The sequence below is a fragment of the Hamadaea flava genome, from assembly GCF_024172085.1.
Classification (GTDB): Bacteria; Actinomycetota; Actinomycetes; order Mycobacteriales; family Micromonosporaceae; genus Hamadaea; species Hamadaea flava.
Map to the genome: position 1 here is coordinate 8,411,475 of NZ_JAMZDZ010000001.1, position 26,706 is coordinate 8,438,180.

General features: G+C 71.1%; 24 protein-coding genes and 1 pseudogene. 9 read left to right on the top strand and 16 right to left on the bottom strand.

The features are described from left to right. Positions 1-56: 56 nt before the first annotated feature. The gene (locus HDA40_RS39300; protein ID WP_253763158.1) at positions 57-1,610 is read left to right on the top strand and encodes an alpha/beta fold hydrolase; all 1,554 of its coding nucleotides are present in this window, start codon (positions 57-59) and stop codon (positions 1,608-1,610) included. A gap of 32 nt (positions 1,611-1,642) precedes the next feature. Here the strand turns inward: HDA40_RS39300 and HDA40_RS39305 are convergent. From HDA40_RS39305 to HDA40_RS39320, 4 genes and pseudogenes are all read right to left on the bottom strand, one after another. Further along, positions 1,643-2,914 (bottom strand): annotated as a pseudogene (locus HDA40_RS39305) (MFS transporter); the annotation flags it as partial. 48 nt (positions 2,915-2,962) lie between these two features. After that, positions 2,963-3,838, bottom strand: a complete 876-nt coding sequence (locus tag HDA40_RS39310) for a sulfite exporter TauE/SafE family protein (protein ID WP_253763159.1) — start codon at positions 3,836-3,838, stop codon at positions 2,963-2,965. Continuing rightward, positions 3,835-4,422, bottom strand: a complete 588-nt coding sequence (locus HDA40_RS39315; protein ID WP_253763160.1) for a rhodanese-like domain-containing protein — start codon at positions 4,420-4,422, stop codon at positions 3,835-3,837. The genes HDA40_RS39310 and HDA40_RS39315 overlap by 4 nt, the downstream gene beginning before the upstream one ends. Before the next feature lie 52 nt (positions 4,423-4,474). Next, positions 4,475-5,857, bottom strand: coding sequence for an MBL fold metallo-hydrolase (locus HDA40_RS39320; protein ID WP_372503113.1), 1,383 nt, complete (start codon positions 5,855-5,857; stop codon positions 4,475-4,477). 199 nt (positions 5,858-6,056) lie between these two features. Between HDA40_RS39320 and HDA40_RS39325 the strand changes: the two genes are divergently transcribed. Continuing rightward, positions 6,057-6,326, top strand: a complete 270-nt coding sequence (locus tag HDA40_RS39325; RefSeq protein WP_253763162.1) for a metal-sensitive transcriptional regulator — start codon at positions 6,057-6,059, stop codon at positions 6,324-6,326. A 3-nt stretch (positions 6,327-6,329) separates the two neighbouring features. On the opposite strand, the gene HDA40_RS42395 is transcribed toward HDA40_RS39325, so the two are convergent. The 6 genes from HDA40_RS42395 to HDA40_RS39355 form a co-directional block, all read right to left on the bottom strand. After that, a complete protein-coding gene (locus HDA40_RS42395) occupies positions 6,330-7,436 on the bottom strand; it encodes a winged helix-turn-helix domain-containing protein (protein ID WP_253763163.1) in 1,107 nt (368 codons plus the stop codon). 109 nt (positions 7,437-7,545) lie between these two features. After that, on the bottom strand, positions 7,546-7,944 hold the full coding sequence (locus HDA40_RS39335; RefSeq protein ID WP_253763164.1) for a cupin domain-containing protein: 399 nt from the start codon (positions 7,942-7,944) through the stop codon (positions 7,546-7,548). Positions 7,945-8,131: 187 nt separating this feature from the next. Continuing rightward, positions 8,132-8,416 carry a hypothetical protein gene (locus HDA40_RS39340; protein ID WP_253763165.1) on the bottom strand — a complete coding sequence of 95 codons (285 nt, stop codon included), beginning with the start codon at positions 8,414-8,416 and terminating at the stop codon, positions 8,132-8,134. A gap of 49 nt (positions 8,417-8,465) precedes the next feature. Then, entirely contained in the window at positions 8,466-9,383 is a 918-nt protein-coding gene (locus HDA40_RS39345; RefSeq protein WP_253763166.1) for an RNA polymerase sigma-70 factor, read from the bottom strand. 5 nt (positions 9,384-9,388) lie between these two features. Beyond that, positions 9,389-10,333: an NAD-dependent epimerase/dehydratase family protein gene (locus HDA40_RS39350; protein ID WP_253763167.1), complete on the bottom strand. Its 945-nt coding sequence runs from the start codon at positions 10,331-10,333 to the stop codon at positions 9,389-9,391. A gap of 49 nt (positions 10,334-10,382) precedes the next feature. Then, positions 10,383-11,687 carry a wax ester/triacylglycerol synthase domain-containing protein gene (locus HDA40_RS39355; protein WP_253763168.1) on the bottom strand — a complete coding sequence of 435 codons (1,305 nt, stop codon included), beginning with the start codon at positions 11,685-11,687 and terminating at the stop codon, positions 10,383-10,385. A 277-nt stretch (positions 11,688-11,964) separates the two neighbouring features. Between HDA40_RS39355 and HDA40_RS39360 the strand changes: the two genes are divergently transcribed. After that, positions 11,965-12,396 (top strand): CBS domain-containing protein, encoded by a 432-nt coding sequence (locus HDA40_RS39360; RefSeq protein ID WP_253763169.1) that lies wholly within the window; start codon positions 11,965-11,967, stop codon positions 12,394-12,396. A 63-nt stretch (positions 12,397-12,459) separates the two neighbouring features. On the opposite strand, the gene HDA40_RS39365 is transcribed toward HDA40_RS39360, so the two are convergent. Then, on the bottom strand, positions 12,460-13,050 hold the full coding sequence (locus tag HDA40_RS39365) for a TetR/AcrR family transcriptional regulator (RefSeq protein WP_253763170.1): 591 nt from the start codon (positions 13,048-13,050) through the stop codon (positions 12,460-12,462). Positions 13,051-13,161: 111 nt separating this feature from the next. Here HDA40_RS39365 and HDA40_RS39370 point away from each other — a divergent pair, with 111 nt between their 5' ends. Beyond that, a complete protein-coding gene (locus HDA40_RS39370) occupies positions 13,162-14,088 on the top strand; it encodes an aldo/keto reductase (RefSeq protein WP_253763171.1) in 927 nt (308 codons plus the stop codon). 86 nt (positions 14,089-14,174) lie between these two features. Here the strand turns inward: HDA40_RS39370 and HDA40_RS39375 are convergent, their stop codons facing one another. After that, entirely contained in the window at positions 14,175-14,825 is a 651-nt protein-coding gene (locus HDA40_RS39375; RefSeq protein WP_253763172.1) for a hypothetical protein, read from the bottom strand. A gap of 377 nt (positions 14,826-15,202) precedes the next feature. Between HDA40_RS39375 and HDA40_RS39380 the strand changes: the two genes are divergently transcribed. Then, a complete protein-coding gene (locus HDA40_RS39380; protein WP_253763173.1) occupies positions 15,203-16,060 on the top strand; it encodes a nitroreductase family protein in 858 nt (285 codons plus the stop codon). 14 nt (positions 16,061-16,074) lie between these two features. On the opposite strand, the gene HDA40_RS39385 is transcribed toward HDA40_RS39380, so the two are convergent. Beyond that, positions 16,075-17,652, bottom strand: a complete 1,578-nt coding sequence (locus HDA40_RS39385) for a GAF domain-containing sensor histidine kinase (protein WP_253763952.1) — start codon at positions 17,650-17,652, stop codon at positions 16,075-16,077. 451 nt (positions 17,653-18,103) lie between these two features. Here HDA40_RS39385 and HDA40_RS39390 point away from each other — a divergent pair, with 451 nt between their 5' ends. Genes HDA40_RS39390 through mgtA form a run of 3 tightly spaced genes read left to right on the top strand, consistent with a single transcriptional unit; the run spans position 18,104 to position 23,488 of the window. Next, positions 18,104-18,328, top strand: coding sequence for a hypothetical protein (locus HDA40_RS39390; RefSeq protein WP_253763174.1), 225 nt, complete (start codon positions 18,104-18,106; stop codon positions 18,326-18,328). Then, positions 18,325-20,823 carry a cation-translocating P-type ATPase gene (locus HDA40_RS39395; RefSeq protein WP_253763175.1) on the top strand — a complete coding sequence of 833 codons (2,499 nt, stop codon included), beginning with the start codon at positions 18,325-18,327 and terminating at the stop codon, positions 20,821-20,823. The genes HDA40_RS39390 and HDA40_RS39395 overlap by 4 nt, the downstream gene beginning before the upstream one ends. Before the next feature lie 31 nt (positions 20,824-20,854). After that, positions 20,855-23,488, top strand: a complete 2,634-nt coding sequence (gene mgtA / locus HDA40_RS39400; RefSeq protein WP_253763176.1) for a magnesium-translocating P-type ATPase — start codon at positions 20,855-20,857, stop codon at positions 23,486-23,488. A 22-nt stretch (positions 23,489-23,510) separates the two neighbouring features. Here mgtA and HDA40_RS39405 read toward each other — a convergent pair whose 3' ends face one another. The 3 genes from HDA40_RS39405 to HDA40_RS39415 are packed head-to-tail and all read right to left on the bottom strand — an operon-like array spanning position 23,511 to position 25,930. Then, positions 23,511-24,005 carry a cyclic nucleotide-binding domain-containing protein gene (locus HDA40_RS39405; protein ID WP_253763177.1) on the bottom strand — a complete coding sequence of 165 codons (495 nt, stop codon included), beginning with the start codon at positions 24,003-24,005 and terminating at the stop codon, positions 23,511-23,513. A gap of 27 nt (positions 24,006-24,032) precedes the next feature. Continuing rightward, positions 24,033-24,929, bottom strand: coding sequence for a universal stress protein (locus HDA40_RS39410; RefSeq protein WP_253763178.1), 897 nt, complete (start codon positions 24,927-24,929; stop codon positions 24,033-24,035). Between the two features lie 11 nt (positions 24,930-24,940). After that, positions 24,941-25,930 (bottom strand): Acg family FMN-binding oxidoreductase, encoded by a 990-nt coding sequence (locus HDA40_RS39415; RefSeq protein ID WP_253763179.1) that lies wholly within the window; start codon positions 25,928-25,930, stop codon positions 24,941-24,943. 133 nt (positions 25,931-26,063) lie between these two features. Between HDA40_RS39415 and HDA40_RS39420 the strand changes: the two genes are divergently transcribed. Next, a complete protein-coding gene (locus HDA40_RS39420; protein WP_253763180.1) occupies positions 26,064-26,702 on the top strand; it encodes a response regulator in 639 nt (212 codons plus the stop codon). Positions 26,703-26,706 lie beyond the last annotated feature (4 nt).

Genomic DNA, 26,706 nt, shown 5'->3' on the forward strand with positions numbered 1-26,706 from the left:
AGTGGACGACGGCGGAGCGATGCGAGTTGATGCGAGCGTGGCCGAGGCTGATGTCTATGAATCTCACACGAACCTTGGCCCTGGCGGGCCTCGCGAGCCTGGCGGGCGCGATCGTGGTGGCCGCACCGGCGGCCGCGGAGCCCCCGGCCATCGTCTGGGCCGCCTGTCCGGATGCGGTGACGAACACGGACCGCGTGCCGCCGGAAGACGTCGACCAGTACCGCGCGCTCGTGTCCACGCTTCAGTGCGGCACCCTGCGAGTGCCGTTGGACTACCGCCGCCCGAACGGAAGATCGATCACGATCGGCTTCACCCGGCTGCCCGCCGCCGATCACGCGCACCGGCAGGGCGCGCTCGCGGTCAACCCGGGCGGACCGGGTGGCTCCGGCTACCTCATGCCGCTCGAGCTGGCCATGTCTCCGACGACCGCAGGTCTGCACGACACCTACGACATGATCGGCCTGGATCCGCGCGGCGTCGGCTACAGCACCCGCGCGACCTGTGAGGAGCCCCAGAGCCTGGCCGCGGCGAACAGGCCGGACGCGCCGACCCGCGACGAGGCGCTGGAGATGTACAACGCCATGGTGGCCGGGAACCGGGAGTGCCTTGCCCATCAGGGCGAGTTCCTCCGCCAGGTCACCACCGAGAACATCTCCCGCGATCTCGACGCAGTACGCGCGGGCCTGGGCGAGCGACGGATCAGCTTCCTCGGCGTCTCGTGGGGAACGTGGTTCGGAGCCGTCTATCGAAGCTTGTTCCCGGCCCGTGTCGATCGTATGTGGATCGACAGCACCGCACCGCCCCGGTTCTACGGCGACCAGTTCATCACCGCCCGGTCAACCGCGACCGAAGCCGGCGCCGATCGCATGACCGCCTGGCTCGCCGAGCACGATGACGTCTACCGTTTCGGCACCACAGCGGCTGCCGTCAAGGCGGCGTTACTCGCCCTCGAACAGTCGCTGACCGACCACCCCCGCGTCTTCACCGACCTGCCGAAGCCGGTGGACGCCATGGTGGTCGCGCTGTCCACCGCGCAGCCGTCGCCGGTGTGGCCGCTGGCCGCCCTGGTCATGACCGAGCTACGGGACTCCCACGACGGTACGCCGGCACCGCTGCACGTGAAGGCGGTCCTCGGCGGCGATGACCGCGGTGACGACACGCCGCCACCGGCCGACGCGCCGCAGGACTTCAACGACGTGATGAACCACGCCGCGATCTGCAACGAGGACTTCGGCCGGCGCGACTTCGACACGGCGTGGGACACGTACCAGCAGCTCCGTGAACTCCCGCTGACCGGAATGCTGGCTCGCTTCGGAGCCGACTGCGCCGGCTGGGACCCCGTACGACCGGTGAACCTCCGGTACAGCCCCGGCTCCCTGGTCCTGTCCGGTCACCGCGACGAGTCCGTGTCGGTCTACCCCTGGACGATCGAGATGCAGCACGCCATCGGCGGCACCGTCCTCACCGTCAACGACGACGTACACGGGTCGGTGCCCCGGACGCAGGACTGTTCCAACCTGCTCGTGGGGTACTTCCGCACCGGAGTCCTCTCCGCGCGGCACTGCGAGGGGGAGGGGGAGAACCCCGACCCCTCGGAGGTCAGGGACTGAGTCGTTCCCCCGGGATCGCCCCGTCCTCGACGGACGGGGCGATCGCGTCGGTGGGTTTCGTACATGCGGGTGGCGACGACGATCCCGGACGCCGCAGTGATCACAGCGACGACCCAGATCGCGGGTCGCAGGCCGAACATATCGGCGGTGATGCCGGCGACGAGCGCCCCGACTGCGTAGCCGAGATCGCGCCACAGTCGGTACACGCCGACGGCGCGGGCGCGCCAGGCAGGTCGCGCGACGTCGCCGATGACGGCGAGCAGCGTCGGATAGACCAGTGCCGTGCCTGCGCCCATGAGGACGGCGGCGATCGCCCACATGCTGAAGGTGTCCGCTGCGGCGACCAGTCCGATGCCGACGGACTGCAGCAGCATCCCGGCGGTGATGAGCCACTTGCGGCCCCAGTGGTCGGACAGCCACCCGGTGACTGTCTGGCCGACGCCCCAGACGGCGGGGTAGAGGGCGACGAGTACGCCGATGTGCGGGATGTCCAAGCCGCTGGTGGCGAACAGGAGGGGATACAGGCCCCAGGCGAGCCCGTCGTTGAGGTTGTTCACCAGCCCCGCCTGGCTCGCAGCGGACAGGGCCTTCTCCCGGATCGAGGTGTGGAGGAAGATCTGCCGCCCGCTGATCGGTTCGCCGCGGTCGTCACGGGTAGGCGCACCGACGGCGCTCTCGAGGTCGGCGTGGTGGCGGGTCTCCCGCACGAGCGTGGCGGACAGGCCGAGGCCGACGGCGGCGAAGGCCAGGCCGAGCCAGAACGGTGCCGGGCGCAGCCCGTGCTCGGCGGCCAGCCATCCGGTGACCAGCGCGGTCGTGGCGAGCGCGCCGTATCCGGCCGCCTCGTTGAGCCCCATCGCCAGCCCTCGGCGCTGCGGGCCGACCAGGTCGATCTTCATGACGACAGTGGTCGACCAGGTCAGTCCCTGGTTCACGCCGAGCAGGACGTTGGCGGCCACCACCCAGCCCCAGGCGGGCGCCCACATGAGCAGCAGGGGAATGGGCAATCCGATGAGCCAGCCCGCGATCAGGACGGGTTTGCGCCCGTAGCGGTCGGACAGATTTCCGGCAACGAGGTTCGCGAGTGCCTTCGTGATGCCGAACGCGCCGATGAACGTCAGCGAGGCGGTGAACGCGCCGACGGCGAACACCTGGTCGGCGAGCAGCGGCAGGACGGTGCGTTCCTGCCCGATCATGCCGCCGACGGCCGCGTTGACGGCGACCAGGACGGCGAACTGGGCGAGGTTCTCCCGAAGGCCGAGCCGAACGGCGGCCGGTCGGCGGGCTTCCGTGGCGACGGTCATGCGTATTCCTTCAAACGGGGCGTCCGTTTCGCGACGAGTTCGGCGGCGTCAGCGCGGACGGGGCGTGCTGGCGCGGCAGATACGCACGTGTCGAGCCGCGGCGACGGCGAGCGCGGCGCAACCGGCGACGAGGGCGATCCGGCCGCCGGAGGTGCCGGCCAACGCATGGCGCGCTGCGGCCGGGGCCTGCGCCAGCAGAACCGTTCCGGCCATGGCGACGAGGAACCAGCCGAAGCTGGTACGCAGCAGCTGGGCGGGAATGTGAGCGGACAGCCGGGCGCCGGCCAGGCTGCCGACGATGGCCAGGGCCGTGACGGCGAGCGTGATGGGCCAGTCGATGACGGCGTGCTCTAGATGCCCGGCCAGGCCGGCGGCGGCCTGGAGGGTGATGACCAGCAACGACGTGCCCACGGCGGACGCCATGGGCAGTCCCGCCAGCAGGACCAGGACGGGGACGATGACGAAGCCGCCGCCGGCCCCGACGAGGCCGGTGACGAGCGCGACGGTGACGCCCAGCCCGATCAGGATCGGCAGCCGCCCCGCATGTGGCGCGGGACGGACCGGCCGCCGGCAGGAGCGGATCATGACTGTCGCGGCGGCCGCCATGAGCAGGCCGAATCCCACCAGCAGCACGGTTGCCGGAAGGTGCGCGGCCAGCCGGCCGCCGGCGTACGCCCCGGCCAGTCCGGCGACGCCGAAGACCAGCCCGACGCGCCATTTCACCCGGCCGGCGCGGGCGTGCGGAATGAGCGCGACCGCGCTGGTGACCGCCACGACGAACAACGACGCCGGGATGGCCGCCTCGGGTGCCTGGCCGGCGAGGTAGATCAGCACGGGCACGGTGAGGATGGACCCGCCGCCGCCGAGCAGGCCGAGCAGCAGCCCGATCCCGACGGCGGCGGCGAGCGTGACGGCCAAGGTCACGGTGTGGCCCCGGTACGCAGCTGAGCGACCACGCTGTCGAGGTTGCAGGACGCCCCGCGGTTGTAGGGCAGCTTGGCCAGCAGCATGCCCATGGCGCAGGTGTTGGTGAGCGCTGCGATCGCCAACCCGGCGCCGATCGCGGCCGCCGCGTACTGCAGGCCGGGAATGACCAGCCCGCCGAGGACGAACAGGACGACCAGGCTGCCCGCGACCAGGCGGACCTGACGTTCGATGTCCCAGCGGGCGCGTCCGGCCTTGATCGGGGCGGCCTGCTGCTGCCAGGCGAGGATGCCGCCGTCGAGCACATGCACGTTGGCCAGGCCGGTGGCGGCCAGCTGCCGCTCGGCCTGGGCGGCGCGCTGGCCGGAGCGGCAGACGAGCACGACGTCCTGATCGAGGTGCCCGGCGATCTCACCGGTGTGCTCCTGCAGCAGATGCAGCGGAACGTTGTAGGAGCCGGGAATGTGCGCGGTCTCGAACTCGGCCGGCGTACGCACGTCGATGACACGTGGTGCGTCGGGCTCGGAAAGCCAGCTCCGCAAGGTCGTGGCGTCGAGGCGAGGCGGTCGGGTCTGTGCGGTCATGGGGTGATGTGCTGCTTTCTCTCGTGGTTTCGGTGGGGCGCAGGTGGTGTCGCTAGTGGACGGTGTCGGGCCCGGCGTTGGCGAAGTCGTCGTCGATGTGCACGACCTGGCGGCCGGCCGCGGCTAGCAACGAGGCCGCGATGGACGCGCGATAGCCGGCGGCGCAGTGAACCCACACCTCGCCGTCCGGGACCTCCGCGAGACGGCTGGGCAGCTCGTGCAGGGGGATGTGCGTCGCGTCCGGAAGGTGCGCCGACTTCCACTCGAGTGACCGCCGCACGTCGAGCACTACGACTGGCCGGTGGTGGTGTACCTGCCGCAGCTCGGCGAACGTGGCGCGAGGGTGGCTCGCCAGGGGCTGCTCGCCGGCCCAGTCGGCCGGGCTGCCGGTGGCCTGGGCCGCGGGCCGGTCGATGCCGATCCGGACTAGTTCTCGTTGCGCCTGCGCCACCTGCTCGGGCGTCTCGCCGAGCAGGGTTACCGGTGTGCCCCATGGGATGAGCCAGCCCAGGTAGGTGGCGAAGCTGCCGTCGAGGCCGAAGTTGAGCGTGCCGGCGACGTGCCCGGCGGCGAACGCGACCCGGTTGCGCAGGTCCACGACCCACTCGCCGTCGGCGATGCGTCGCCGGAGCTGCGTGGCGTCGGCCTCCTCGGGTTCCGAAAGATCCGGCGCGGCCGGACCTTCGCTGTTGGCGGTGGCCATGTGGGCGTAGTACGCGGGCCAGGCGTCCAGCCCGGCCAGGATGTCGTCGACGAACTCCTGCTCGGCTTGGATCAGCGCCGGGTTGGTCGCCTTCTCGGTGGCCAGCGTGGCTGCGGTCGCGCCGGACTGGGTGGCCGAGCAGAAGCTGCCGAACCCGTGCGTCGGGTAGACCCCGGCGGTCTCGGGAAGGTCGTCGGCCAGGCGGTGAGCCGACGCGTACTGAAGGCGTACCAGCTCGTGGGTGTGATCCGGGCCGAGCAGGTCGGGCCGGCCCACGGACCCGTAGAGCAGCGAGCCTCCGGTGAAGACGGCGATCTCGCGGTCATCGGCGGACAAGGCGTAGGACAGGTGCGTGAAGGTGTGACCGGGCGTCGCCAGGACGGTGACCCGCATGCGGTCGCCGATGGCGATCACGTCGCCGTCCGACACCGGCACCCGCGCGAAGGTCACCAGGTCGGCGGCGTTGACGTGGTACGCCGCGCCGGTCGCCTCGGCGAGGGCGAACCCGCCGGTGATGTAGTCGTTGTGGAGGTGGGTCTCGAAGACGTGGGTGATCCGCACGCCCGCGTCCGCGGCGAGGGCGAGCACGCGGTCGATGTCGCGCTGCGGGTCGACGACGAAGGCTTCCTGCCCGTCATGGACGAGGTAGCTGCGGTCGCCCAAGGTCGGGGTGTCGATCGGGACGATGTGCACCACGGTGTTCCTTTCAAACGCGCCAGACGGCCGGCCCATTGATACCCTAGGGGGTATCTCGACCTTATGTTTCAATACCCTGGGGGGTATGGAATGCAGCCACCATAGCCGCTCGGACCTGGGCGTCGTCAAGGCGTACGCGCTCCGGCACGCCGTCGGATGGGTCACACGGCCCAGCGGGAATCGATACCCCCGGGCGTATGTTGCACTGGGCGTTCGTGACCGGAAGGAGTCCGCCATGCAGATCGAAGCCGACGCCGTCGGCGACGTCGTACGCCGCCTGCGCCGTGCCGAGGGTCAGATTCGCGGCGTGATCGCGATGCTCGAGGACGGCCGCGACTGCGCCGACGTCGTGACCCAGCTCGCTGCGGTCTCCCGGGCGCTCGACCGGGCCGGATTCAAGATCGTCGCCAGCGGGCTGCAGCAGTGCATGGAGGCCAAGAACTCGGGCGAGGACCAGACGGTCAACCTGGAGCGGATGGAGAAGCTGTTCCTGTCGCTGGCCTAGCGGTCAGTCGCCGACGGGTGGGGTCAGGCGTACGCCCAGCCCCGGCACGGTGTGCAGGTAGGGGAGGGCTGATCCCTCATCGCCCAGTTTCTCGCGCAACGAGCGGATGCCGTCGTCCACGACTCCGCTGGCGGCGTCGTCCGGCAACCGCCAGACGTCGGTCAGCAGCTGCCGCTTGGTGACGATCTGACCGGCCCGGCGCATGAGGTAGTCCAGCAGCTCGAACTCATGCGAACTCAATTGGATCGCCCGGCTGTCCAGCGACACCAGCCGGGTGGCCGGATCGAGGACCATGTCTCCGACGGCGACCGCGTGGCCGGACGGCCGGCTCGGCGCCGACGGCTGCCCTTCGAGGCGTGACTTGGCCGATGCGGTGTCATGGATGCGGACCGTCGCCCAGACGACCTTGCCGTCGTCGACCTTCCTGACTCCCCAGGCGGTGGCGTACGCGTCGACGCGCTGCAGCCCGCTCGTGCTGTCCTGCCAGTCGCCCCACGGCGAGGCTGGTACGCGCAACGACGGCAGGTGCTCGCTGTGGTCGTGGACGCGAATCCGAAGCAGCTCTCGTTGCAGCGAGACGGTCAGCTCGGCGACGCCGCCGCCGTGGCGTATCGCATTGTCCACCAGTTCGGAGGCGATGAGGCGGGCTGCGCCCTGCAACCACGGCACACCCCAGTCGAGACAGGCGGCGCCGGCTTGATTCCGGGCGTAGGCGACCGACTGCGGCTGCGATTCCAGGGTCAGGTGCAGCCATCGGCGGGGAACGAGGTGGACCGCCAGGAATCGGGCAGCCTCGACGGTGGGGAAGACGGCAAGGTGCCGGCCCATGATCGTGGCCTTCAGCTCCTCGGCGATCTGCGCCCGCAGGACGAACGCGAGCGCGATGCCCTGATTGGCCGCGCGGCGCTGCTCGGTGGCCAGCGCAGTGGCGAGCACCCCGCCGTCCGACGTCACATCGACCAAGTCGACCACAATGGCCGCAGGGTCGTCTGCGAGGCACTTTCGGATGATCCGCCGGAGGTCGACATGCCCGGTGTCCGTGAAGTCGCCGGTCAACTTCGCGAGCCATACTCCGTCGAGCCAATCGTGCTCGACCAATGATGTGAGCACGATTCGTACAGTACGCCGCAGGCCCCGACCTGGTCGAGTGCCGAGCGGGATTCGCAACGCACGGCGAGCACGGCATTCGGCGTGATCACTGGAAAGCGTGGAACGTGTGCTATTGCTGGCAGCTCGTCGAAACGATTTCGGTGAGCGAGTCCGCCGGAAGCGGGATCTGCGACTGCAAGAGCACGCATCCCCATGATCCGATCGCATGGATGGGGTGAGCGGTACCCGGGGGCACGACGGTGTATCCGCCGACGGACAGCCGGTGCAAACCGATGGAGGCCTCACCCTCCAGCACCCAGATGTGCTGCTCGATCCGCTGATGCGGGCGGCCGGGCGTACTCGCCCCGGGTTCGATGCGCAGGAGCACGTCAGCCAGCTCCCCGCGCCGCGACAGCTCCTTGATGAAAACGCCCGGGCATCCGGCGACGGGCATCCAGGGCTGCCTTCTGATCTGTTCCGCGCCCGTCGCGGCCACCCCGTTCGTGTCCGTCCAGACCGGCACCGTCATCGCTGCCTCCTCGGTGTCGTGCGCCGGCCGCGGGCCGGCGACCTAGACCTCACCTGGGAAAGCGTCGTCCGGCACCGCGCGGCCGGCCAGAGAGGTAGTCCCTGCTCTGGTGGGACTTTGGTCCTGCCGGCCCGCCGGGCGCCCAGCTCGGGAGCGATCCCATCGAGCGCGTCGAGCGGTCGAGCGGTCAGAGCCGGTCTAGTCCGCCCGGCAGCCAGAGCAGGTCACGCGCGGCGGCCCGGGCCATCCGCCAGAGGGAGATGTCCTCCCGGGCACCGCGGAGAGCCAGCAACGACGTCGTCGCCAGCAGCAGGCCGTAGAGGATCTGCGCGAAGCCCAGGAAGACGAGGGCGACGGCGGGCAGATGGTGGCGCAGTTCGCCGAGGACGGCGGCCGCACCACAGGTCAGGATGCCGGCTACGGTCAGCCGCAGCCCGGCCAGATGCAGTCGGTAGTGTCTGGTGCGTCTCACCTGAGCGACCATGCCGCCACAGTAGGCCAAGGCTCCGACATCCGCGCTGTCAGTCCCGATGCCGAAAGCTGGACCTCGGCTGGAGTCCCAGCTCGCTGGTCGCCCCGAGGTGCTGAAGCTTGTCCGGGTTGACGACGGAGTGGATGGTCTGGATGCGCCCGTCCACGATGCCGACGCCGAGAACGCCGACGATGCGGCCCTCGGCGTCCGAGGCGACCACCCCGGACTGGCCGTTGACCGTGGTCACCTCGACGCGTACGCCGAGTTGTGCCAGGCGGGGCAGCCAGCGCGCGAGGATCTGGGCGACCTGACGCCGGCCGGTGACCGGGCGGCCGAGCGCGGGGACCTTGCCGCCGCCGTCGCCGTGGAACGCCACGTCGTCGGCCAGCAGCCGCTCCAGTTCGGACAGGTCGCCCCGTTCGGCGGCGGCGAAGAAGCGCCTGGTCAGCTCGTCGCGCTGCTGCGGCGAGGCGTGATAGCGCGGGCGGCGCTGACGCACATGATCGCGGGCGCGGGCGACGAGATGCCGGGCGGTGTCCACATCGGTGCCGATGATCTCGGCGACCTCGGCGTACGGGTAGTCGAACACCTCCCGGAGCAGGAAGGCCGCTCGCTGCGCCGGGGTGAGGTTCTCCAGCAGCACCAGGAACGCCAGCGACAGCGAATCCGCCGTCTCGGCCTGCTCCGCCGGAGACGGATCGGTGACCAGCGGCTCGGGCAGCCACTCGCCGACATAGCGCTCCCGGCGTACGCGGGCCGACCGCAGCTGGTCGATGGCCTGCCGGGTGACCAGCGTCGCCAGGTACGCCCGGGGTGAGGCGATCGGCTCACCCCGGCGCATCGTCTGGTGCATCCGCAGGAAGGCCTCCTGCACCACGTCCTCGGCGTCGCTGACGCTGCCGAGCATCCGGTACGCGATCGCGAAGGCTTTCGGTCGCAGCTCGCTGAACAGATCCGTCTCCGGCACGGCGGTCAGTCCATCCCGTCGCGGAAGCCGGCACGCCAGCTCGGGAAGCGCAGCGTCCAGCCCAGCTCCCGCTTGGCCTTGTCGCTGGTGACGCCGCGCGCCTGGGTCATCAAGCTCACCACGCCCTTCCCGGCGACGAGGCGTACGAGCCAGGCCGGCACGCGCCGCGGCGGCGGAGCGCCCAGGATCCGGGCCAGTTCGGGCAGCCAGACGGCGATGGCGGCCGGGTCGTCGTCGGCGACGTGGTAGACGCCGGTCGTGCCACGTTCGACCGCTGCGACGGTCGCCGACGCTGCGTCGGCGATGTGCACCATCGACCACACTCCGGTGCCGCCGCCGATGATCGGGAACTTGCGCTGCCGGATCTGCTCGGTCATGACCGCGTCCGGTGCGGCGCTGAGACTGGTGCCGGGGCCATAGAAGCCACCGTAACGAAGCGCGATGCCGTCGGCCCAGCTGATCGAGGTGACCGCCGCCTCCAGATGCCGCAACGCGGCCACCGACGTACGCAGGTCGGCGGGCGGATCCGGTTCGACCTGCTCGGTCTCGTCGGCGAGCCGCATGCTGGTGCGCTGCATCCACAGCGCGTTGCTCTGCGCCACGATCTTGCGTACGCCGGCCGCGCGAGCTGCTGCCAGCAGGTGATCGGTGCCCTCCGTGCGCAGCCGGTCGGTCGCGGCCGCCATCTGCTTGGCGTGCCGGAAGTCGAGCGGCCCGCTCAAGGCCGTCAGCTGGTGCACGACGACCTCCGGTTCGGCTCGGGCGACCGCTTCCGCCACGGATTCGGGATCGAGCGCGTCGACGACGACCGCTTCGGCCCCCAGCGCCCGCAACGCGGCCAGTTTGGCCGGCGTACGCGTAGTTCCGACGACCTCGTGGCCGCGCGCGACGAGCTGGCTGACGAGTTGGGTGCCGATCGCGCCGGATGCGCCGGCAAGAAAGATCTTCATGCACCTAAGACGAGACGGTCCGGCCCGCTATGAACGGCGGTAACCCAGGTCACACGGCGGACCTGCCGTGCCGCACCTGATCGGCGTGAATCGCCAGCTGGTCGGCCTCGCGGCGCATCGCGGCCAGCAGCACCGGCAGATCGGGATGACGGTCGGCATCGGCCTGGACGGCGACGACAAGTCTCCCCGCGTACGACACCGCGAGGAAGCCGATGGTCATGTTGCCCACGACGGTCCCGATCGGGACGACCTCGAGAACGGTCGCTTCGAGCAGCCGCACCGGCGACGCCGGACCGGTCACGTCGCTCTCCATGAAGTTGATCATTCGCTGGCGGCGACTGAACCAGCGCAGCACGCCCAGTCGGGACAGCCCGATCAGCAGTGCGTTTCCCGCCGTCGGCGCTTGCCCGCCCTTCGCTTCGGCGGTTTCGCGTGCGATCGCTTCCAGACGCCGGTGCACATCGGCGGTCAACGGCACGCGTATCGCGAGGCCGCCCGTGCGGTTGCCGCCGTCGGAGGCGCCCGCCTCGCGTACCGACACCGCCACCGTGGCGTGCAACTCGACGCCGTCCGTCGGTTCGGACCGAGATCGCAGCAGCGCACGGAGCCCGCCGGCCGCCAGCGTCAACACGACGTCGTTCACCTTGGCACCGTGGCGATGCGCGGTTTCCTTGGCCCGATCGAGATCCAGCGTGACGGCGTCGAGCCGCCGGTGCGCACCGACCGGCCCGTTCAGCGACGTGCGGGGCGCGTTGCGCAGACCGGCCATCTGCCGGAAGGTCGTGGCGCTGGGCCGCCGCAGCGTACGCAGGCCGGCCAACCGTCGCGCGACGTTGTCGCGAACCAGGTCCACCCACGTGGGCCGAGGCAGCGTACGGCCCGCTGGGACGGCCGGAGCGTCATCGGCGAGCGCAGCGAACATGCGAATCGTGGTCAGCCCATCGGCCACCACGTGATGCATTGCGAATACCAGGGCGGCGCTTCCGTCGGGCAGGCCGGTGACGAGCCAGATCCGCCACGGCGGAAGATCGCGGGCGAAGGGCCGGTTGGCCAGGCGTACCGCGAAGTCGGTCAGCCGCACACCGGCGGGCAGGACGGCCGACCTGACGTGACGACCGACGTCGAACTTCGGCGAGTCGACCCAGATCGGCCGTCCGCCGAGCCATCCCGGCCGGTAGACGACCTGCCGCAGCCGGGGTGCGCCAGCCACTCGGTCGGCGATGCGCCTGCGCAACATCCCTAGCTCGACCGGACGGTCCAGCAGAGCGAGCGCGCCCACCCGGGCGGGCGACGACGGCGACTCGACATACAGGTTGATGAGATCGGTGGGGGTCAGCCGCTCGATCCTCCTCATGCCTCCAGCGTTCCCGGGACCGTTGGCGTCGCCCAGGGCCGTTCGCCCTGAGCTGGGCCGCCATGGGACCTTCGGCCCGACGGGCGGGACCGGTGCCTCTGAGCAGCGGCGTGGGGCGCCCCTAGCGTCAAAGTGGGGAGACGGGGCGACAGGAATCCGCCGAGACCCGGCGGCGCCGCGGGCACCCGCGCAAGGAGGTCGACATGAACTTCCGCATCGTCGGCGGCGAGCTGAGTCCGGCCGCCCGAGCCGCGTCCCAGGCCGGGGAGGCGACGTCATGACCCCCACGGCGACGCGGCGTACCCGGCTCACCGACCAGCGGGTCGCCTCGATCATGTCGCGACCGGCGATCGCCGTCCGCGAGTACGCGACGCTGTCCGACGCGCTGACCGCGTTCGCCGCGTCCGGCCTGCGCCACCTCGTCGTGGTCGACCCGGCCGGGCACTGCCTGGGGATGCTCAGCGATCGGCTGGTCGCCGGCGCCTGGGCGGCGAACCCGGCGTGTTTCGACGACGTACACGTCACCGCGCTGCTGGAACCGGACCAGCCGATGGTCGCGTCGACGGCGACGATCGGGCAGGCCGCGCGGGTGATGCATCGGCTGGGCACGGACGCGGTGGTGCTGGTCGACGCCGTCGCCGAGCCGGTCGGCGTGCTCACCGCGTCCGACCTGATCGGGCTGCTGGCCAAGCCGTCGCGCGACGGATGACGCTCAGGGCCTGAAACAGGCAAGCCCGGAGGCGACGGAAGTCCGGCCGCAGATCGCGGCAGATTACGGTCTGCGGGACGGGAACAGCAGTTGCACGGCGGCGACGATGGCCGCCCGGCGGTCCGCGAGGAAGGCGTCGCGGTCCTCGTCGGGGACGGTGACCAGGGCGGGATTGCCCGCCCAGGACATCGCGAGCTGGTTGACGAACATCAGGACGTCCATCGGGTCCCAGCCGTCGTCGAGCTGACCGGCCTCTTGCGCCTGGCGCAGCTGTTCGACCTTGTGGTGGACCGACTCGCGGAGCGGGTCGTCGGACGTCTGCCCGTCCAGCGACAGCTCCATCTGGCCCCAGGTCATCAGGCGCCGGCGAGCCGGATGCTGGAGGAAGTAGTCGTGCACCCGCCCGGCGTAGCCCGGAAGGTCGGCGGGGTCCAGCCGGGTGGCTTCGGCCACCGCTGCCAGTTCCCGGGTCGCGACGAACCGGTAGAGCGCCTCCTTGCTCTGGAAGTACGCGTAGACGCGTTCCTTGCTCGTCTTGGCCGCCTTGGCGATCCGCTCGACCCGGGCGCCGGCGATGCCGTGCTCGGAGAACTCCGCCGTGGCCGCGGCGACGATGCGGTCGCTCGTCGAATCGGTGCTGATCGGGGCCGCCATGCTCTGAGCGTACTCAACCGAACCGTTCGGTTTGGCGGAGTGGGATCCGCGCGGGTACGTTCAAACCGAACCGTTCGGTTTGACTTTGGCTGGGTTTGAGGAGCGACACCCATGAAGAACAGGACATTGGGCCGGGAAGGTCTCATCGTCTCCGAGATCGGCTACGGCGCGATGGGCACGGCGATCGGCTACGGGCCGTCGGACGACACCGAGTCCATCGCCGCGATCCGCCAGGCTCACGACCTCGGCGTGACGCACTTCGACACGGCCGAGCTGTACGGCTGGGGAGTCGGGGAGCGGCTGCTCGGCAACGCGCTCGCGCCGATCCGCGACCAGGTGACCATCGCCACCAAATTCGGGTTCACCCCGACACTTGGCCGCGATTCCCGGCCGGAGCACATCCGCGAGGTCGTCGACAACAGCCTGCGCAACCTCGGCGTCGACACGATCGACCTGCTCTACCAGCACATTCCGGACCCGAACGTGCCCATTGAGGACGTCGTCGGCGTCATGCGGGAATACGTCCAGGCCGGCAAGGTGAAGTACCTCGGACTGTCCAATGCCGACGCCGACACGATTCGGCGGGCACATGCGGTGCACCCGATCTCGGCGCTGCAGAACGAGTACTCGATCTTCGCCCGCGGGGTCGAATCGCTGCTGCCGGTGCTCGACGAACTCGGCATCGGCTTGGTGGCGTACTCGCCGATCGCCCGGGGCTTCCTCAGCGGCGCGGTCCAGCACCGGGACAGCTTGGCCGCCGACGACTGGCGTCAGCGCGTCGCCTGGTGGAACCCGGAGAACTTCGACGCCAACGTGGCGATCGTCGGCGAGCTGGCCAAGCTCGCCGAGAGCAAGGGCGCGACCGTGGCGCAACTGGCGCTGGCCTGGGTGCTCGCGCAGCAGACCGACATCGTGCCCATCCCGGGCTCGCGCAGCTCCGCCCGGGTCGCCGAGAACATCGCGGCCGCCGACCTGGTGCTCACGGCCGAGGACCTCGCCCGCATCGCCGAGATCGCTCCGGACGGCGGCATCGCCTGAAGAGCGGCTTGACGGGCTGGACAGCCGGACGGCCCGGCGACGCGGGGAGCGTCACCGGGCCGGACCCGGGGGAGATCACTTCACGATCACTTGGCCGTGGCCTTGGCCTGTTCGGTTTCGACGAGGGCGAAGCCGGTCGATTTCGGGGTGGTGAAGGCGTGGGCGAGTCCGGCCAGCGCCAGCAGGAGCATCAGGGCGGCGGCGCCGTAGGCGACGAGTGCGGCCTGACCGGCCTTGGTGCCGAATTCGCTGAAGCCGTAGCTGGTCAGCAGCAGGCCGCGCAGGGTTTCGCCTTTGAAGACGGTCTCCCGTTGAGCGGTGACGTCGGCCAGTTGCTTGGTCAGGTCGTCGACCTTGGCCTGGTCGACCGGGGTGGCCTTCTGTGCCTCGGTCAGCTGGTTCTTCAGCTGCGTCTGGGGGGTGCCGAGGTCGGCGTAGGTCTGGCCGCCGGCGATCGACTTCAGGTGCAGTCCGATGAATTCGTTGGCGTAGCACTCGGCTTGCTTGCCGGTGGTCATCGGCTGGCCGGCGTACTCGACGAGGCAGGCGGCCTTCTTCTCTTCGTCGGTGAGGGTGTCGGCGGTCTTGAAGGTGATGTGCTGCGCGGCCAGCTGGTCGTGCACGTAGGTGTTGGCGAAGCTGGCGTTGGCGCCCAGCACGATGCCGGCGACCAGCAGGAGCGCGGCGAGGGCGAGCCCGCCGATGCTGAACAGGAGGTCGAGGGTCCGGCGTTTCATGGTGTGCTCCTTCAGGAGGGGGTGAGAAACACTTCGTTGCCCTCAGAGCATCGGTTCTGGACGGTCGTGGCAGCAGAGACACAGTTCCCGGATCGGGTGGGACCAAAGACTCCGATCGGAGGGACTGTCAGCCCGGCGTCTGGTGTGGATAAGACAAGGGCGGTGCGGACCGTCGAAGGTCCACACCGCCGTGTCCGGCCCACCGGCTCGCCCGCGTTCCCAAGTGGACGTCCGCTCAGGCCCTCCTCGCGGGCTGGCAAGGCGCCGGGCCGCTCCAGCTCAGCTCACCGGTCCCGGTCACAGACAGAGGACAAAGTCCCGACCGGCTGCGCCACAAGGCCCTACGCCACATCGTCGATGCGGCGCACCGTGTGCCGATGAGACACGCCATCCTCGCCGAGTGCCTCGAGGCCGCGATCGCCGCGCCGTCCATTCACAACACTCAGCCGTGGCGGTTCCTGCCGCGCGAGCATTGCGTCGACGTGTACGCCGACCGCAGCCGGCGGCCGGCGGCGAGCGACCCGAACGGGCGCGAGCTGGCCATCTCGGTCGGTGCGGCGGTGCTGAATCTGCGGGTCGCGCTGCTGGCCCGCGGATACCGGCCGTCGTACGCGCTGCTGCCGGAGCGGTCGCAGGCGGATCTGCTGGCCCGGGTCACCTTCGGCGGGCGCGTTCAGCCGACCTATCGCGCGCGCCGGTTGGCCGGTGCGATTCCCCGCCGACGGTCCAACCGCGGCCCGTTCCGTTCGGCCGAGCTGCCGGAGCCGGTGCTGACGGAACTGGTCCAGGCCGCTGCCGCCGAGGGGGCGTACCTGATGATCGCCGACCCGCCGTTGCGGGATGCGGTCCTCGGCGTGGTACGCCGGGCGGAGACCTCGCTCCGGGCCGATCCCGCGTACTCCGCCGACTTCGCCTGGCCCGGGGTGGTCGAGGACGATCCGACGCTCGCGATCCTCTACGGTTCCGGCGACTCCCGGTACGCCTGGCTGCGGGCCGGGCAGGCGCTGGAACGCGTCCTGCTGACGGCCACGGCCAACGGCGTGCAGAGCACCCTGATGACGCGGCCCCTGGCGTACGCCGACCTGCGGGCACTGTTCGACGACAGCGGGCTGGGCCGACGAGCTCAGGCGATCATCCGGCTCGGCTACGGCGACGAGCCGCCAGCGTCGCCTCGGCGGGCGCTGGCCGACGTCATCATGGCGGTCCCGGATGAACCGGTCGGTACTGCAGACTGATCACCGCCGTCCCGTCAGGCCAGCGGTACCGACCAGACCACGCGAGTGCCCTCGTCCGGTGGCGAGGTCAGGTCCAGGTCGCCGCCGTGCTGCCGGGCGCGTTCGCGGGCGTTGGCCAGCCCGCTGGACTCCTTGGCGCCGCCCCGGCCGTTGTCGTAGACGGTGACCGTCAGCCGTCCCGATTGCACCGCGACAGCCATCTCCAGCTCAGTCGCCTGCGCATGGCGTATCACATTGGACAGGGCCTCGTTGACCACGGCCAGGATGTCGCCGTGCAGCTCGACCGGCACGGCCGAGTCGACCGGCCCGTCGAGCCGCAGCGCCGGGCGGAACCCGAGCCCGGCGGACGCGCGCTCGGCCAGTCCGCGGATCTCGGCCCGGAGCGAGGTGGCGGTCGGGGCGCGCAGTTCGAAGATCGCGCCGCGGATGTCGCGGATGGTGGCGTCGAGGTCGTCGACGGACTGGTGGATGCGATTCGCCACCTCGGGCTTCGTCGCGAGCGCCGCCACGGTCTGCAATTGCAGACCGGTGGCGAACAGCCGCTGGATGACGACGTCGTGCAGGTCGCGCGCGATGCGCTCGCGGTCGGACAGCAGCAGCAACTGCTCGCGATCGAGGTGCGCCTGGGCGCGGTCGAGGGCGAGCGCGGCCTGGCTGGCGAACAGCCCCACGAGGCGCAGTTCCTCGGTCTCACGGGGCTCGCCGGCGTAGGCGACGATGAGGGCGCCGCGCGAGTGGCCGAAGGGCGAGATCGACGCGCGTAGCTCCGGCACGGTGACCGGCCAGGTGGCGGCCTTGCCGACGTGCTCGACCTCCAACTGCTCGCCGCGGGTGATCGCGGCCTCGATCGCCGAGCCCTCCAGCGGAATCGTCTCGCCGACCAGGCCGTCCAAGGGTTCGATGGAGTCGCAGGCCGCGACGGTCAGGCCGTCGCCGTCGTCGTCGAGCAGGACGACGGTCGTGAAGACCGCGTCAGCCGCCTCGCGGGCCTTGCGGACCACGATCGCCAGCGGATCCTGCGCGTCGTGCACGTCGGCGATGGTGGCCGCCACCTCGGCCGTGGCCTGCAGCCAGCGTTGGCGGCGCCCGGCCAGCGCATAGAGGCGGGCGTTCTCGATCGCGGCCCCGGCGGCGGCCGCGAGCGCGACCATGATCTCCTCGTCGTCGTCGGAGAACTCGGGCGCACCCTGCTTCTCCGACAGGTAAAGGTTGCCGAAGATGTGATCGCGGACGCGGATGGGCACGCCGAGGAAGCTGTGCATCGGCGGGTGGCCTGGCGGGAACCCGGCCGACTGCGGATGCCGGGTGATGTCGGGCAGGCGTACCGGGCGCGGGTCGCCGATGAGCAGGCCGAGCACGCCCTTGCCGGTCGGTGGATTGCCGATGGCCTTGTGGGTCTTCGGGTCCATGCCGTGCGTGATGAACTCGATCAGCTGCCGGTCGCCGCCGATCACGCCGAGCGCGCCGTACTTCGCGTCCGCGAGGTGACAGGCCGACACGACGATCCGTTCGAGGGTCGCATGCAGATCGAGGTCGGTGCCCATGCCCACGACCGCGTCGAGCAGGCTGCGCAGCCGCTCACGGCTGTTCATCACGTCGCCCACGCGGTCCAGCAGCTCCTGGAGAAGCTCATCCAGGCGTACGCGCGACAGCGGCGACAGACCGAGCGAAGTCCACTGCTGTTCCACGAGACAAATGGTACGGCCGGGCGGCGCGGTCGTGGGCGGGCCACCACCCGGGTGACGCACTCGTCACGTCACCCGAGATTCCCCGCAACTCCGGCGACCCCCGGGACTTTGGTCCCCTGATCAGAAACCGGGGCACCCTGCCGCCGACGGCTTCGCCGGGCTGCTGCTCGGCTCAGTCAGCCGGGCGCTCGTGCATCACGCCCACCACGCGGTCGCCGTGATACACCCGTCCGAAGACTGACCCGCTGGTCGTGAACCACCCGCGACCCGGGCTGAAGTCCCGGCGGGCCTAAAGTCCCGGCTCGCGGGACCCGCGGCACTGGGCCGGGCGACGCGCCGGTCGCACGCTGAAGGCATGGCCACGGAAGAAGCCGTCCCGAAGGAAACCGCCGCGGAGGAAGCCGGCCCGAAGAAGGCCACGCGGGGTCTGCTCCGGAAGTCTCAGGATCACCGCCTGGGGTACCTGCTCGGTGTGGTCTATCACGACGAAGAGGTCCGCGAGAACTCGCCACCTGACGATCAAACGGTCCGCGACCGCGAAGGCCCGCGGAGCACCCGGCTGGCGGGGCGGGAGGAGTGACCGTCACCGCGCCGCAGATCATCGGGCTGACCAGCGCCGAAGCGGCGGCCCGGCGAGACCGCGACGGGCCGAACGAGGTCGCCCGGCCCCGGCCACGCCACCTGGTCGCCCGGATCCTCGACCAGCTGCGCGATCCGCTCGTGCTGTTGCTGCTGGCTGCGGTGGTCGTCACGATCGCCCTGGGCGACCTGCCCGACACCGCGATCATCGCCCTGGTCGTCGTGCTCAACACGACCATCGGCGTGGTCCAGCAGGTCCGCGCGGACCACGCGATCGCGGCCCTGGACACCTTGTCCGCGCCGACCGCGCGGGTGGTCCGCGACGGTCACGACGTGGTCGTTCCCGCTGCCCAACTCGTACGCGAGGACTGGGTGCGGCTGGAGGCAGGCGATATCGTCCCGGCGGACCTGGTCGTCGCGTACGCGCATCGCTGCCAAGTCGACGAGGCGGTGCTGACCGGCGAGTCGATGCCGGTCGTCCGGGAGCCCGGCGACGAGCTGCTGTCCGGCACCGTCCTGGTCACCGGCCGGGCCGAGGGACCGGTACGGCGTACCGGGGCGGACAGTGCGCTGGGCCGGATCGCGTCGCTGGCTCGTGGGGCCAAGGCGGGCCCGACGCCGTTGCAGCGGCGGCTGGCTGGACTCGGGCGGCTGCTGGGTGCGGCGATCGTGGCGGTGAGCGTGATGGTGGCCGTCCTCGGTGTGCTCGCCGGCCGGCCCGTCGTCACGATGGCGCTCGTCGCGGTGAGCCTGGTCGTGGCGGCCGTGCCGGAGTCGCTGCCCGCCGTGGTGACCCTCGCGCTCGCGCTCGGCGCCCGGCGCATCGCCCGGCATCAGGCCATTCCGCGGAATCTGCATGCGGTGGAGACCTTGGGTTCGGTGACCGTGTTGGCCTCCGACAAGACCGGCACCGTCACCGAAGGCCGGATGGCGGTCCGGCGGGCCATCGCCGAAGACATCGCGTACGAGGTGCACGGCGCGGGCTATGAGCCGATCGGCGTGGTGGTGCCCGACCCCGGGCCGCCGCTGCGGGAGCTGGCACGCGCCGGGCTCCTGTGCTCGGATGCGGCACTGCTGCCGCCGGACGACGACCATCCACAGTGGTACGCGGTGGGCGATCCGGTGGAGGCGGCGCTCGTCGCGTTCGCGGCCCGCTGTGGTCTGGATCCGCACCAGCAGCGGGCGGCGTACCCACGGGTGGCGGAGCGCCCGTTCGACCAGGCCGCCCGGCGGATGACGACCGTGCACAAGCGCGGCGACAGTTACTACACCGTCTGCAAGGGCGCGCCGGAGACGGTGCTGACGGCGCCCGTGGTCACCGGAGACGTCGAGCGTCTCCGGCGGGCCGCCGCCGACTTGGCCGCACAGGGACTGCGGGTGGTCGCCGTCGCGGCCGGGCAATCCGAGGACCGCATCGACGCTGCCGATCCGCGTGGGCTGTGGCCGCTGGGCGTCATCGGCATCGGCGACCCGTTGCGGGCCGGGGCGAGCCACACCGCCGGCACGTTCGGCCAAGCCGGCGTACGCATGATGCTGATCACCGGCGATCATCCGAACACCGCCGCCGCCATCGCGCAGCAGCTGGGCCTGTGGCACGAAGGCGACGGCGTCGGCACCGGCGACCATCCCGAGCAGGCGAACGAGGTGCAGGTCTTCGCGCGTACGCGGCCGGAGCAGAAGATCGACATCATCACCGCGTTGCAGAGCCACGGCGAGGTCGTCGCGATGACCGGCGACGGGGTGAACGACGCGCCCGCGTTGCGCCGCGCGGACATCGGCGTGGCGATGGGCGGCGGGACCGAGGTCGCCCGGCAGGCGGCGGACCTCGTCCTGGTCGACGACAACCTGGACACGGTGACGGCCGCGATCGGCGAGGGCCGGCGCGTGTACGACAACATCCGCCGGTTCCTGCGCTACGGCCTGGCCGGGGGAGTGGCCGAGCTGCTCGTCATGCTCGCCGGGCCGTTCCTGGGACTGGCCGTGCCGCTGCTGCCCGGCCAGATCCTGTGGATCAACCTGCTCACCCATGGGCTGCCCGGCGTCGCGCTCGGGGCGGAACCGGCCGAGCCGGACGTGCTGACCCGGCCGCCGCGGCCGCCGGGCGAGCAGGTTCTCGGTGAGGGCCTGGGCCGGACGATCTTGGCCGTCGGCACGCTCTTGGCGGTCGTGTCGGCCGGGCTCGCGGTGTTCGCCGCCAACGCCGGGCTGCCCTGGCAGAGCATGCTGTTCGTGACCCTGGGGCTGGCGCAGCTCGGGGTCGCCCTCGCGGTCCGGGCCCGGCGCGACCGTGCTCACCGGTGGGCCAACCCGGGGCTGCTGCTGGCCGTCGGGATCTCCGCGCTCGCCCAGATCGGCGGGGTGCTGGCCGAGCCGCTGCGGGTGCTGCTGCGCACGGAACCGCTCACGGGTACGCAACTGCTGCTGTGCGCGGCCGTGGCAGCGCTGCCAGGGCTGCTGTTGTGGGCGGTGAACCGCCGACGAGGTCGCCGGGCCTGAGGGCGAGCCGGTGACAGCAGGAGGCGATGGCGTGATCGCGACCGACTCGGACACGGCTTCGGGTGGGCGACCGCAGCCGTGGTCATTGGACGTTCAGCGTTCGGCCGCGATGTCGGCTGCGGACGTGCTGAGCGTGCTCGACAGCGGACGGGACGGGATCGGCGACGCCGAAGCCGACCGGCGGCGGGCGATCGTCGGGCCGAACGCGGTGCGTACGCACCGGGTGTCGGGCTGGGCCGTGCTGGTCCGGCAACTGCGCTCCGCCCTGCTGGCGCTGCTGCTGGTCGCGGCCACGGTGTCGTTCCTCGTGGGCCAGCGGACCGACGCCGTGGTGATCGGCGTCATCATGGCGATCAGCGTCGGACTCGGCTTCCTCAACGAGTATCGAGCCGAACGGGCCGGCGCTGCCTTGCACGATCGCATCCGGCATCGCGCCGTCGTCGTCCGGTCCGGACAGGCGCGGGAGGCCGACGTGACCGAGCTGGTTCCCGGCGACGTCGTACGCCTGGAGCTGGGCCAGATCGTCCCCGCCGACCTGCGGCTGCTGGAAACCACCGGCCTCACGTGCGACGAAGCGATGTTGACCGGCGAATCCGTGCCCGTCCACAAGAGCGCCGACGTCCCGGCGGCCGAGTCCGGGCTCGGCGAACTGTCGTCGTGCGTGCTGATGGGCACTGTCGTGCGGGCCGGGTCGGCGACCGGGGTCGTGGTGGCGACCGGACCCCGGACCGCGTTCGGGCGGATCGCGGTGGGACTCGGCCGACGGCATCCGCCCACCGAGTTCCAAGTCGGTCTGGCCCGATTCTCGACGCTGCTCGCCCGGGTCGCCGCAGTGCTCACGACGATGATCTTCGTCATCAACCTGACGCTCCACCGGCCGATTCTCGACGCGATCTTGTTCAGCCTCGCCATCGCGGTCGGCATCACGCCGCAGCTGTTGCCGGCGATCGTCACGACCAGCCTGGCGACCGGGACCCGGCGACTGGCCCGGCGGCGGGTGCTGGTCAAGTGCCTGGTCTGTGTGGAGGACCTCGGCAACATCGAGGTCTTGTTCACCGACAAGACCGGCACATTGACCGCCGGCGCCCTCGCCCTGGAGGAGAGCCTGGCCGTGGACGGCCGCCCGGCACAGCTGCCGCTGCTGTACGGGCTGCTGGCGAACGAGGCGACGGTGTCGCCGGGTGCGCTGGCCGGGGGTAACGCGCTCGACCAGGCGCTGTGGCGGTCGCCGGACGCCGCGGCCCAGCCGGTCGCCGACTATCAGCGCTGGGATTCGGTGCCGTTCGATCACGAGCGTCGCCGGACCAGCGTCCTCGTGGACGGGCCGGACGGCCGGACGCTCATCGTCAAGGGCGCGCCGGAGGAGATCCTGGCCCGCTGCCAGGGCGAGCTGGACCCGGCCCGGAAGGTGCTCGATCAGAAGCTGACCGCCGGTGGGCGGGTGATCGCGGTCGCGGCGCGGCCCGCCCCCGGGGCGTCGACGATCGGTCCGGACGACGAGCACGACCTCACTCTCGTGGGCGTACTCGTGCTGTCAGACCCGCCCAAATCGGAGGCGGCCGAGGCTCTGGCCCGGCTCGCTCAGCTCGGCGTCGCGGTCAAGGTCGTCACCGGCGATCATCCGGCCGTCGCCGGCCACGTCTGCCGCCAGGTCGGCCTGCCGGTCGCCGGAGTGGTCGCCGGCAGGCAGCTCGCCGGGATCGACGACGACGCGCTGCCCGCGCTCATCGCGGCCACCACCGTCTTCGCGCGGGTCAGCCCCGAGGACAAGGCCCGGCTGGTACGCGTACAGCGGCTGGCGGGTCGCGACGTCGCGTTCCTGGGTGACGGGGTCAACGACGCGCTCGCTTTGCACAGTGCGGACGTCGGGGTCTCCGTCGACAGTGGAGCGGACGTGGCCCGCGACGCCGCGGATGTTCTGTTGCTGGACAAGGATCTCGGCGTCCTGGCCGACGGGGTGACCGAAGGCCGGCGCATCTTCGCCAACACGGTCAAGTATGTGCTGATGGGGACGTCGTCGAACTTCGGCAACATGTTCTCCGCCGCCGGGGCATCGGCCTTTCTGCCGTTCCTGCCGATGTTGCCGGGCCAGATTCTGCTCAACAATCTGCTCTACGACGTCTCGCAGATCGCCATCCCGACCGACCGAGTCGATCCCGAGCAGCTGGCCCGCCCGGCGCACTGGGATCTGCGGGAGATCCGCCGGTTCATGCTGACCTTCGGGCCGCTGTCGTCGATCTTCGACTTCTTGACGTTCGCGATCCTGCTCAGCGTCCTGCACGCCGGGGCGACCGAGTTCCGCACCGGCTGGTTCGTCGAATCGGTCGCCACGCAGACGCTGATCGTCTTCGTCATCCGTACCCACGCCAGCCCGTTCTGGCGCAGCCGGCCCAGCCTCGCGCTCGTGCTGTCGGCGGCAGCGGCGGTCACGGTCGCGTGGTCGATCCCGTATTCGCCGCTCGCCGGGGCGCTCGGCTTCACCGCGCTGCCCCCGGTGTTCCTCGGCGTGGTCGTCGTCCTCGTCGCCGTCTACCTGGCTCTCGTCGAGACGACCAAACGGAGCCTGTTCGCGGCGAGCGATCTACGCAGCACGACGGCGCAGCGCGTACGCCCATCGCACGAACGACGGCAGCACCGCCGCGCCGCCCGGTTCACCACACGGTGAGCGGGCGGCACGGTCGGGTGTGTTACGAGGCAGGCTCGGGCTCGATCGCAGCCGGCTCTCCAGCGGGTTCGACGGCCAGCAGCCGGGCCCGGGTGTGGCTGAGCCGTTCGGCGATGACGCCGGTGAACCGCCGCATCAGCTCATAGCCGAGCGCGGGGTCGGCCGCGCACAGTTCGCGTACGCCCGGCCCGTCCAGCGCCACCGCGTGCACCACGTCTTCGGCGGTGCCGGTGAACTGCCACCGGTATGGCGGAAACAGCCAGGACCAGCCGATGACCGAGCCAGGGCCGAGGGTCTCCACGACGACCTCGCCGCGACCAGGGACGTTGGTGCTCAGCCGGACGTGACCGTCGTCGACGAGCCAGAACCGGTCGGCGCGCCCGCCCTCGGCGAACAGGCGGCTGTCCCGGTGGAACATGGTGGTGTAGCCCCACATCGACAGCCGGTCGAGTTGCCGGTCCGACAGACCGGTCAGGAACGGGTGGGACCGCAGCGTGAGATACGTCGTCTCGATCATCGGAAAACACCTCCTGCTATCGGGCTGCTATCGGGCTGGGTGGATGACGGCGACCGGTCCGTGCGCGTGGTGCACGAGGGCCCGGCTGACCGAGCCGAGCAGCAGCCCGGTGAACCCGCCGCCGCCCCGGCCGCCGACGACGGTCAACCCGGCTCCGATCGTCTGGTCGATCATCGCCTTCTCGACGTGCTGCGCGGCCACGGTACGCGTCTCGATGGTCACGCCGGGCTGGTGCAGCCACGGGCTGACCGCGTCGAACAGGATCTGCTCGGCGACCGCCTCGTCCTGCCGCACCTCGAAGTAGGGTTCGTCGCGGCCGATGGGGAAGGCGTACACGGCGATGATCGAGGTGTTCCGTCGGCGGGCCTCGTCGACGGCCCACTTCAGGGCGATCTGCGCACCCGGGGAACTGTCCACACCGACCACGATCGGGCCGTCCACCGGTTCGGCCGGGGTCTCGCCGTCGGTGACCGGTGGGCGTACGACGACGACCGGACCGTGGGCGTGCGCGGAGACCTGTGCGGACACCGAGCCGAGCAGGAGTTCGGTGAACCCGCCCAGTCCGCGGCAGCCGACCACGGTCAGCTGGGCGTGGCGGGACTCTTCGAGCAGCACTGCCGCGCCGCCGCCGGTGACGGCGCGGGCGCTGATGTCGGCCAGCCCCGGATGATCGTCCGTCAGCTGCTTGACCACTGCGGCCAGCATCGTCTCGGCGTCAGCACGCATCGCCTGGTCGTCGAGGTAGTACCGATCGGCGACCGCGACGGGGAGGTATCCGTAGACCGGGATCTCGAACCCGTAGACCAGCGACAGCGGCGCGTCGCGCAGTTCGGCCAGGTGGGCGGCGTACCGGGCGGCGGCCAGGCTGGACGGTGAGCCGTCGACACCGGCGACGACCGGGGGAACGGGGGTGGTGCTGGACATCAGAGCCTCCTTCAGCTCGACAGGTTGACGACCTCACCCAGCCGGCGGCGTGGGCTGGCCGGTGGTGTTCCGTCGGGCGCGTAGCCGACGCGTAGCGCCAGCTGGGGCGCGCCGATCCCGGCCAGCACGTGCCGCAGCCGTTCGCGGGTCAGGGTGTGCTCGGTGACGTCGCTGATCGGGGAAGCGGCGAGACCGGCCGCGGTGGCGCCGAGCAGCAGCGCCGAGAGCGCCTGACCGGCGTGCAGCCAGGCCGGCGGGGTGTCCTCGTCGGTGAACAGCACCGTGTACAGGGTTCCGGCGTCGCCCTCGTCGCCGGGGTCGAGCGTGCCGACGCCGGATGGGGCGAATTCGCGTACCGGGACCCGGCGGGGCGACGGCGACACGGCCGTCTCCGACGGCACACCGGATCCGTTGGCCGGAGCCTTCGGCGCGTCGGCGGTCCAGGCCGCCAGCTCGTGCCGGTACGCCGGATCGGCGAACTGCAGTTCCGCCGCGCGGGCCGTGAGGATGGCCAGATCGTCGATCTCGCCGCCGCGGAGCACCGCCAGATGGGCGCCTTGGCGTTCGGCCAGGGCGATCAGCCGCTGGATGACCTCCACGGGCACCGGCTGGCCGGTAAACGCCCGCCGATCCGTGCGCCGCTGCGAGATGGCGGCGTACGCGGCCCGGTCCTCGGTGGCCGGATCGGCGGCGTCGCCGAGGCGCACCTCGGCCAGCAGATCGGGCTCGGCGGGATCAGGCAGCGTACGCACGTCGGCGGCGTGACCGGCGACGGCCAGCGCGACTCTCGCGTGGTGCAGGGCGGCGCCGCAGCTGACGGTCAGCAGCCGGCCGTCGGGATCGGCGACGAGCAGCTGCCGGGCGCGGTCCGCCCACAGCTGCATCGAGTGCTCCTGGACGACCCATCGCCACGGCTGCGTGTTGAAGATGGACGGGGCGTTGAGGGCGACCTGTGCCGCCACCCGCAGGGTGCGGCCGTCCGCCGGTCCGATGGTCCTCATGGTTCTGACGATCCACCCACGCGGGCCACGAGGTCAGGGCCGCCGGGCGCAACCCCTCAGGCCCGATGGCCCATGCCCGGGTGGGACTAAAGTCCCTGTGCGCCGGGTCCGGAACGCTGGCACACTGAGGAGCATGATCCGGGTGTTCCTCCTCGACGACCACGAGGTCGTCCGGCGCGGCCTGCGCGAACTGTTGGAGGCGCAGGGCGACATCGAGGTGATCGGCGAGGCCGGTTTGGCGACCGAGGCCGCACACCGGGCCCCCGCGCTGCGTCCGGACGTGGCGATCCTGGACGCGCGGCTGCCTGACGGCAGCGGCATCGACGCGGCTCGTGAGATCCGTTCGGTCGACCCGAGCATCCAGGTGCTCATCCTCACCTCCTACGAGGACGACGAGGCGCTGTTCGCGGCGATCATGGCCGGAGCCGCCGGATACGTGCTCAAGCAGATCAAGGGCACCGACCTGGTCGACGCCGTCCGGCGGGTCGCCGATGGACAGTCGCTGCTGGACCCGGCGGTCACCGCGCGCGTCCTGGAGCGCATCCGCAACCCGCAACGGGAGCCGGCCCAGCTGCGCGGGCTCACCGAGCAGGAGCGCAAGATCCTCGACTTCATCGCCGACGGGCTGACCAACCGCCAGATCGCGGCGCAGATGTTCCTGGCGGAGAAGACGGTCAAGAACTACGTCTCGAGCCTGCTCGCCAAGCTGGGCCTGGAGCGGCGGACCCAGGCGGCGGTGCTGGCCACCAAGCTGCGCGAAGGCGGCCACTGACGCG

Coding starts and splice junctions, on each gene's coding strand:
- HDA40_RS39300 (WP_253763158.1), top strand. CDS start 57: ATGAATCTCACACGAACCTTGGCCCTGGCGGGCCTCGCGAGCCTGGCG.
- HDA40_RS39315 (WP_253763160.1), bottom strand. CDS start 4,422: ATGACCGCACAGACCCGACCGCCTCGCCTCGACGCCACGACCTTGCGG.
- HDA40_RS39320 (WP_372503113.1), bottom strand. CDS start 5,857: ATGGGCCGGCCGTCTGGCGCGTTTGAAAGGAACACCGTGGTGCACATC.
- HDA40_RS39325 (WP_253763162.1), top strand. CDS start 6,057: ATGCAGATCGAAGCCGACGCCGTCGGCGACGTCGTACGCCGCCTGCGC.
- HDA40_RS39335 (WP_253763164.1), bottom strand. CDS start 7,944: ATGACGGTGCCGGTCTGGACGGACACGAACGGGGTGGCCGCGACGGGC.
- HDA40_RS39350 (WP_253763167.1), bottom strand. CDS start 10,333: ATGAAGATCTTTCTTGCCGGCGCATCCGGCGCGATCGGCACCCAACTC.
- HDA40_RS39355 (WP_253763168.1), bottom strand. CDS start 11,687: ATGAGGAGGATCGAGCGGCTGACCCCCACCGATCTCATCAACCTGTAT.
- HDA40_RS39360 (WP_253763169.1), top strand. CDS start 11,965: ATGACCCCCACGGCGACGCGGCGTACCCGGCTCACCGACCAGCGGGTC.
- HDA40_RS39365 (WP_253763170.1), bottom strand. CDS start 13,050: ATGGCGGCCCCGATCAGCACCGATTCGACGAGCGACCGCATCGTCGCC.
- HDA40_RS39370 (WP_253763171.1), top strand. CDS start 13,162: ATGAAGAACAGGACATTGGGCCGGGAAGGTCTCATCGTCTCCGAGATC.
- HDA40_RS39375 (WP_253763172.1), bottom strand. CDS start 14,825: ATGAAACGCCGGACCCTCGACCTCCTGTTCAGCATCGGCGGGCTCGCC.
- HDA40_RS39380 (WP_253763173.1), top strand. CDS start 15,203: ATGAGACACGCCATCCTCGCCGAGTGCCTCGAGGCCGCGATCGCCGCG.
- HDA40_RS39385 (WP_253763952.1), bottom strand. CDS start 17,652: ATGAACAGCCGTGAGCGGCTGCGCAGCCTGCTCGACGCGGTCGTGGGC.
- HDA40_RS39390 (WP_253763174.1), top strand. CDS start 18,104: ATGGCCACGGAAGAAGCCGTCCCGAAGGAAACCGCCGCGGAGGAAGCC.
- HDA40_RS39405 (WP_253763177.1), bottom strand. CDS start 24,005: ATGATCGAGACGACGTATCTCACGCTGCGGTCCCACCCGTTCCTGACC.
- HDA40_RS39410 (WP_253763178.1), bottom strand. CDS start 24,929: ATGTCCAGCACCACCCCCGTTCCCCCGGTCGTCGCCGGTGTCGACGGC.
- HDA40_RS39415 (WP_253763179.1), bottom strand. CDS start 25,930: ATGAGGACCATCGGACCGGCGGACGGCCGCACCCTGCGGGTGGCGGCA.
- HDA40_RS39420 (WP_253763180.1), top strand. CDS start 26,064: ATGATCCGGGTGTTCCTCCTCGACGACCACGAGGTCGTCCGGCGCGGC.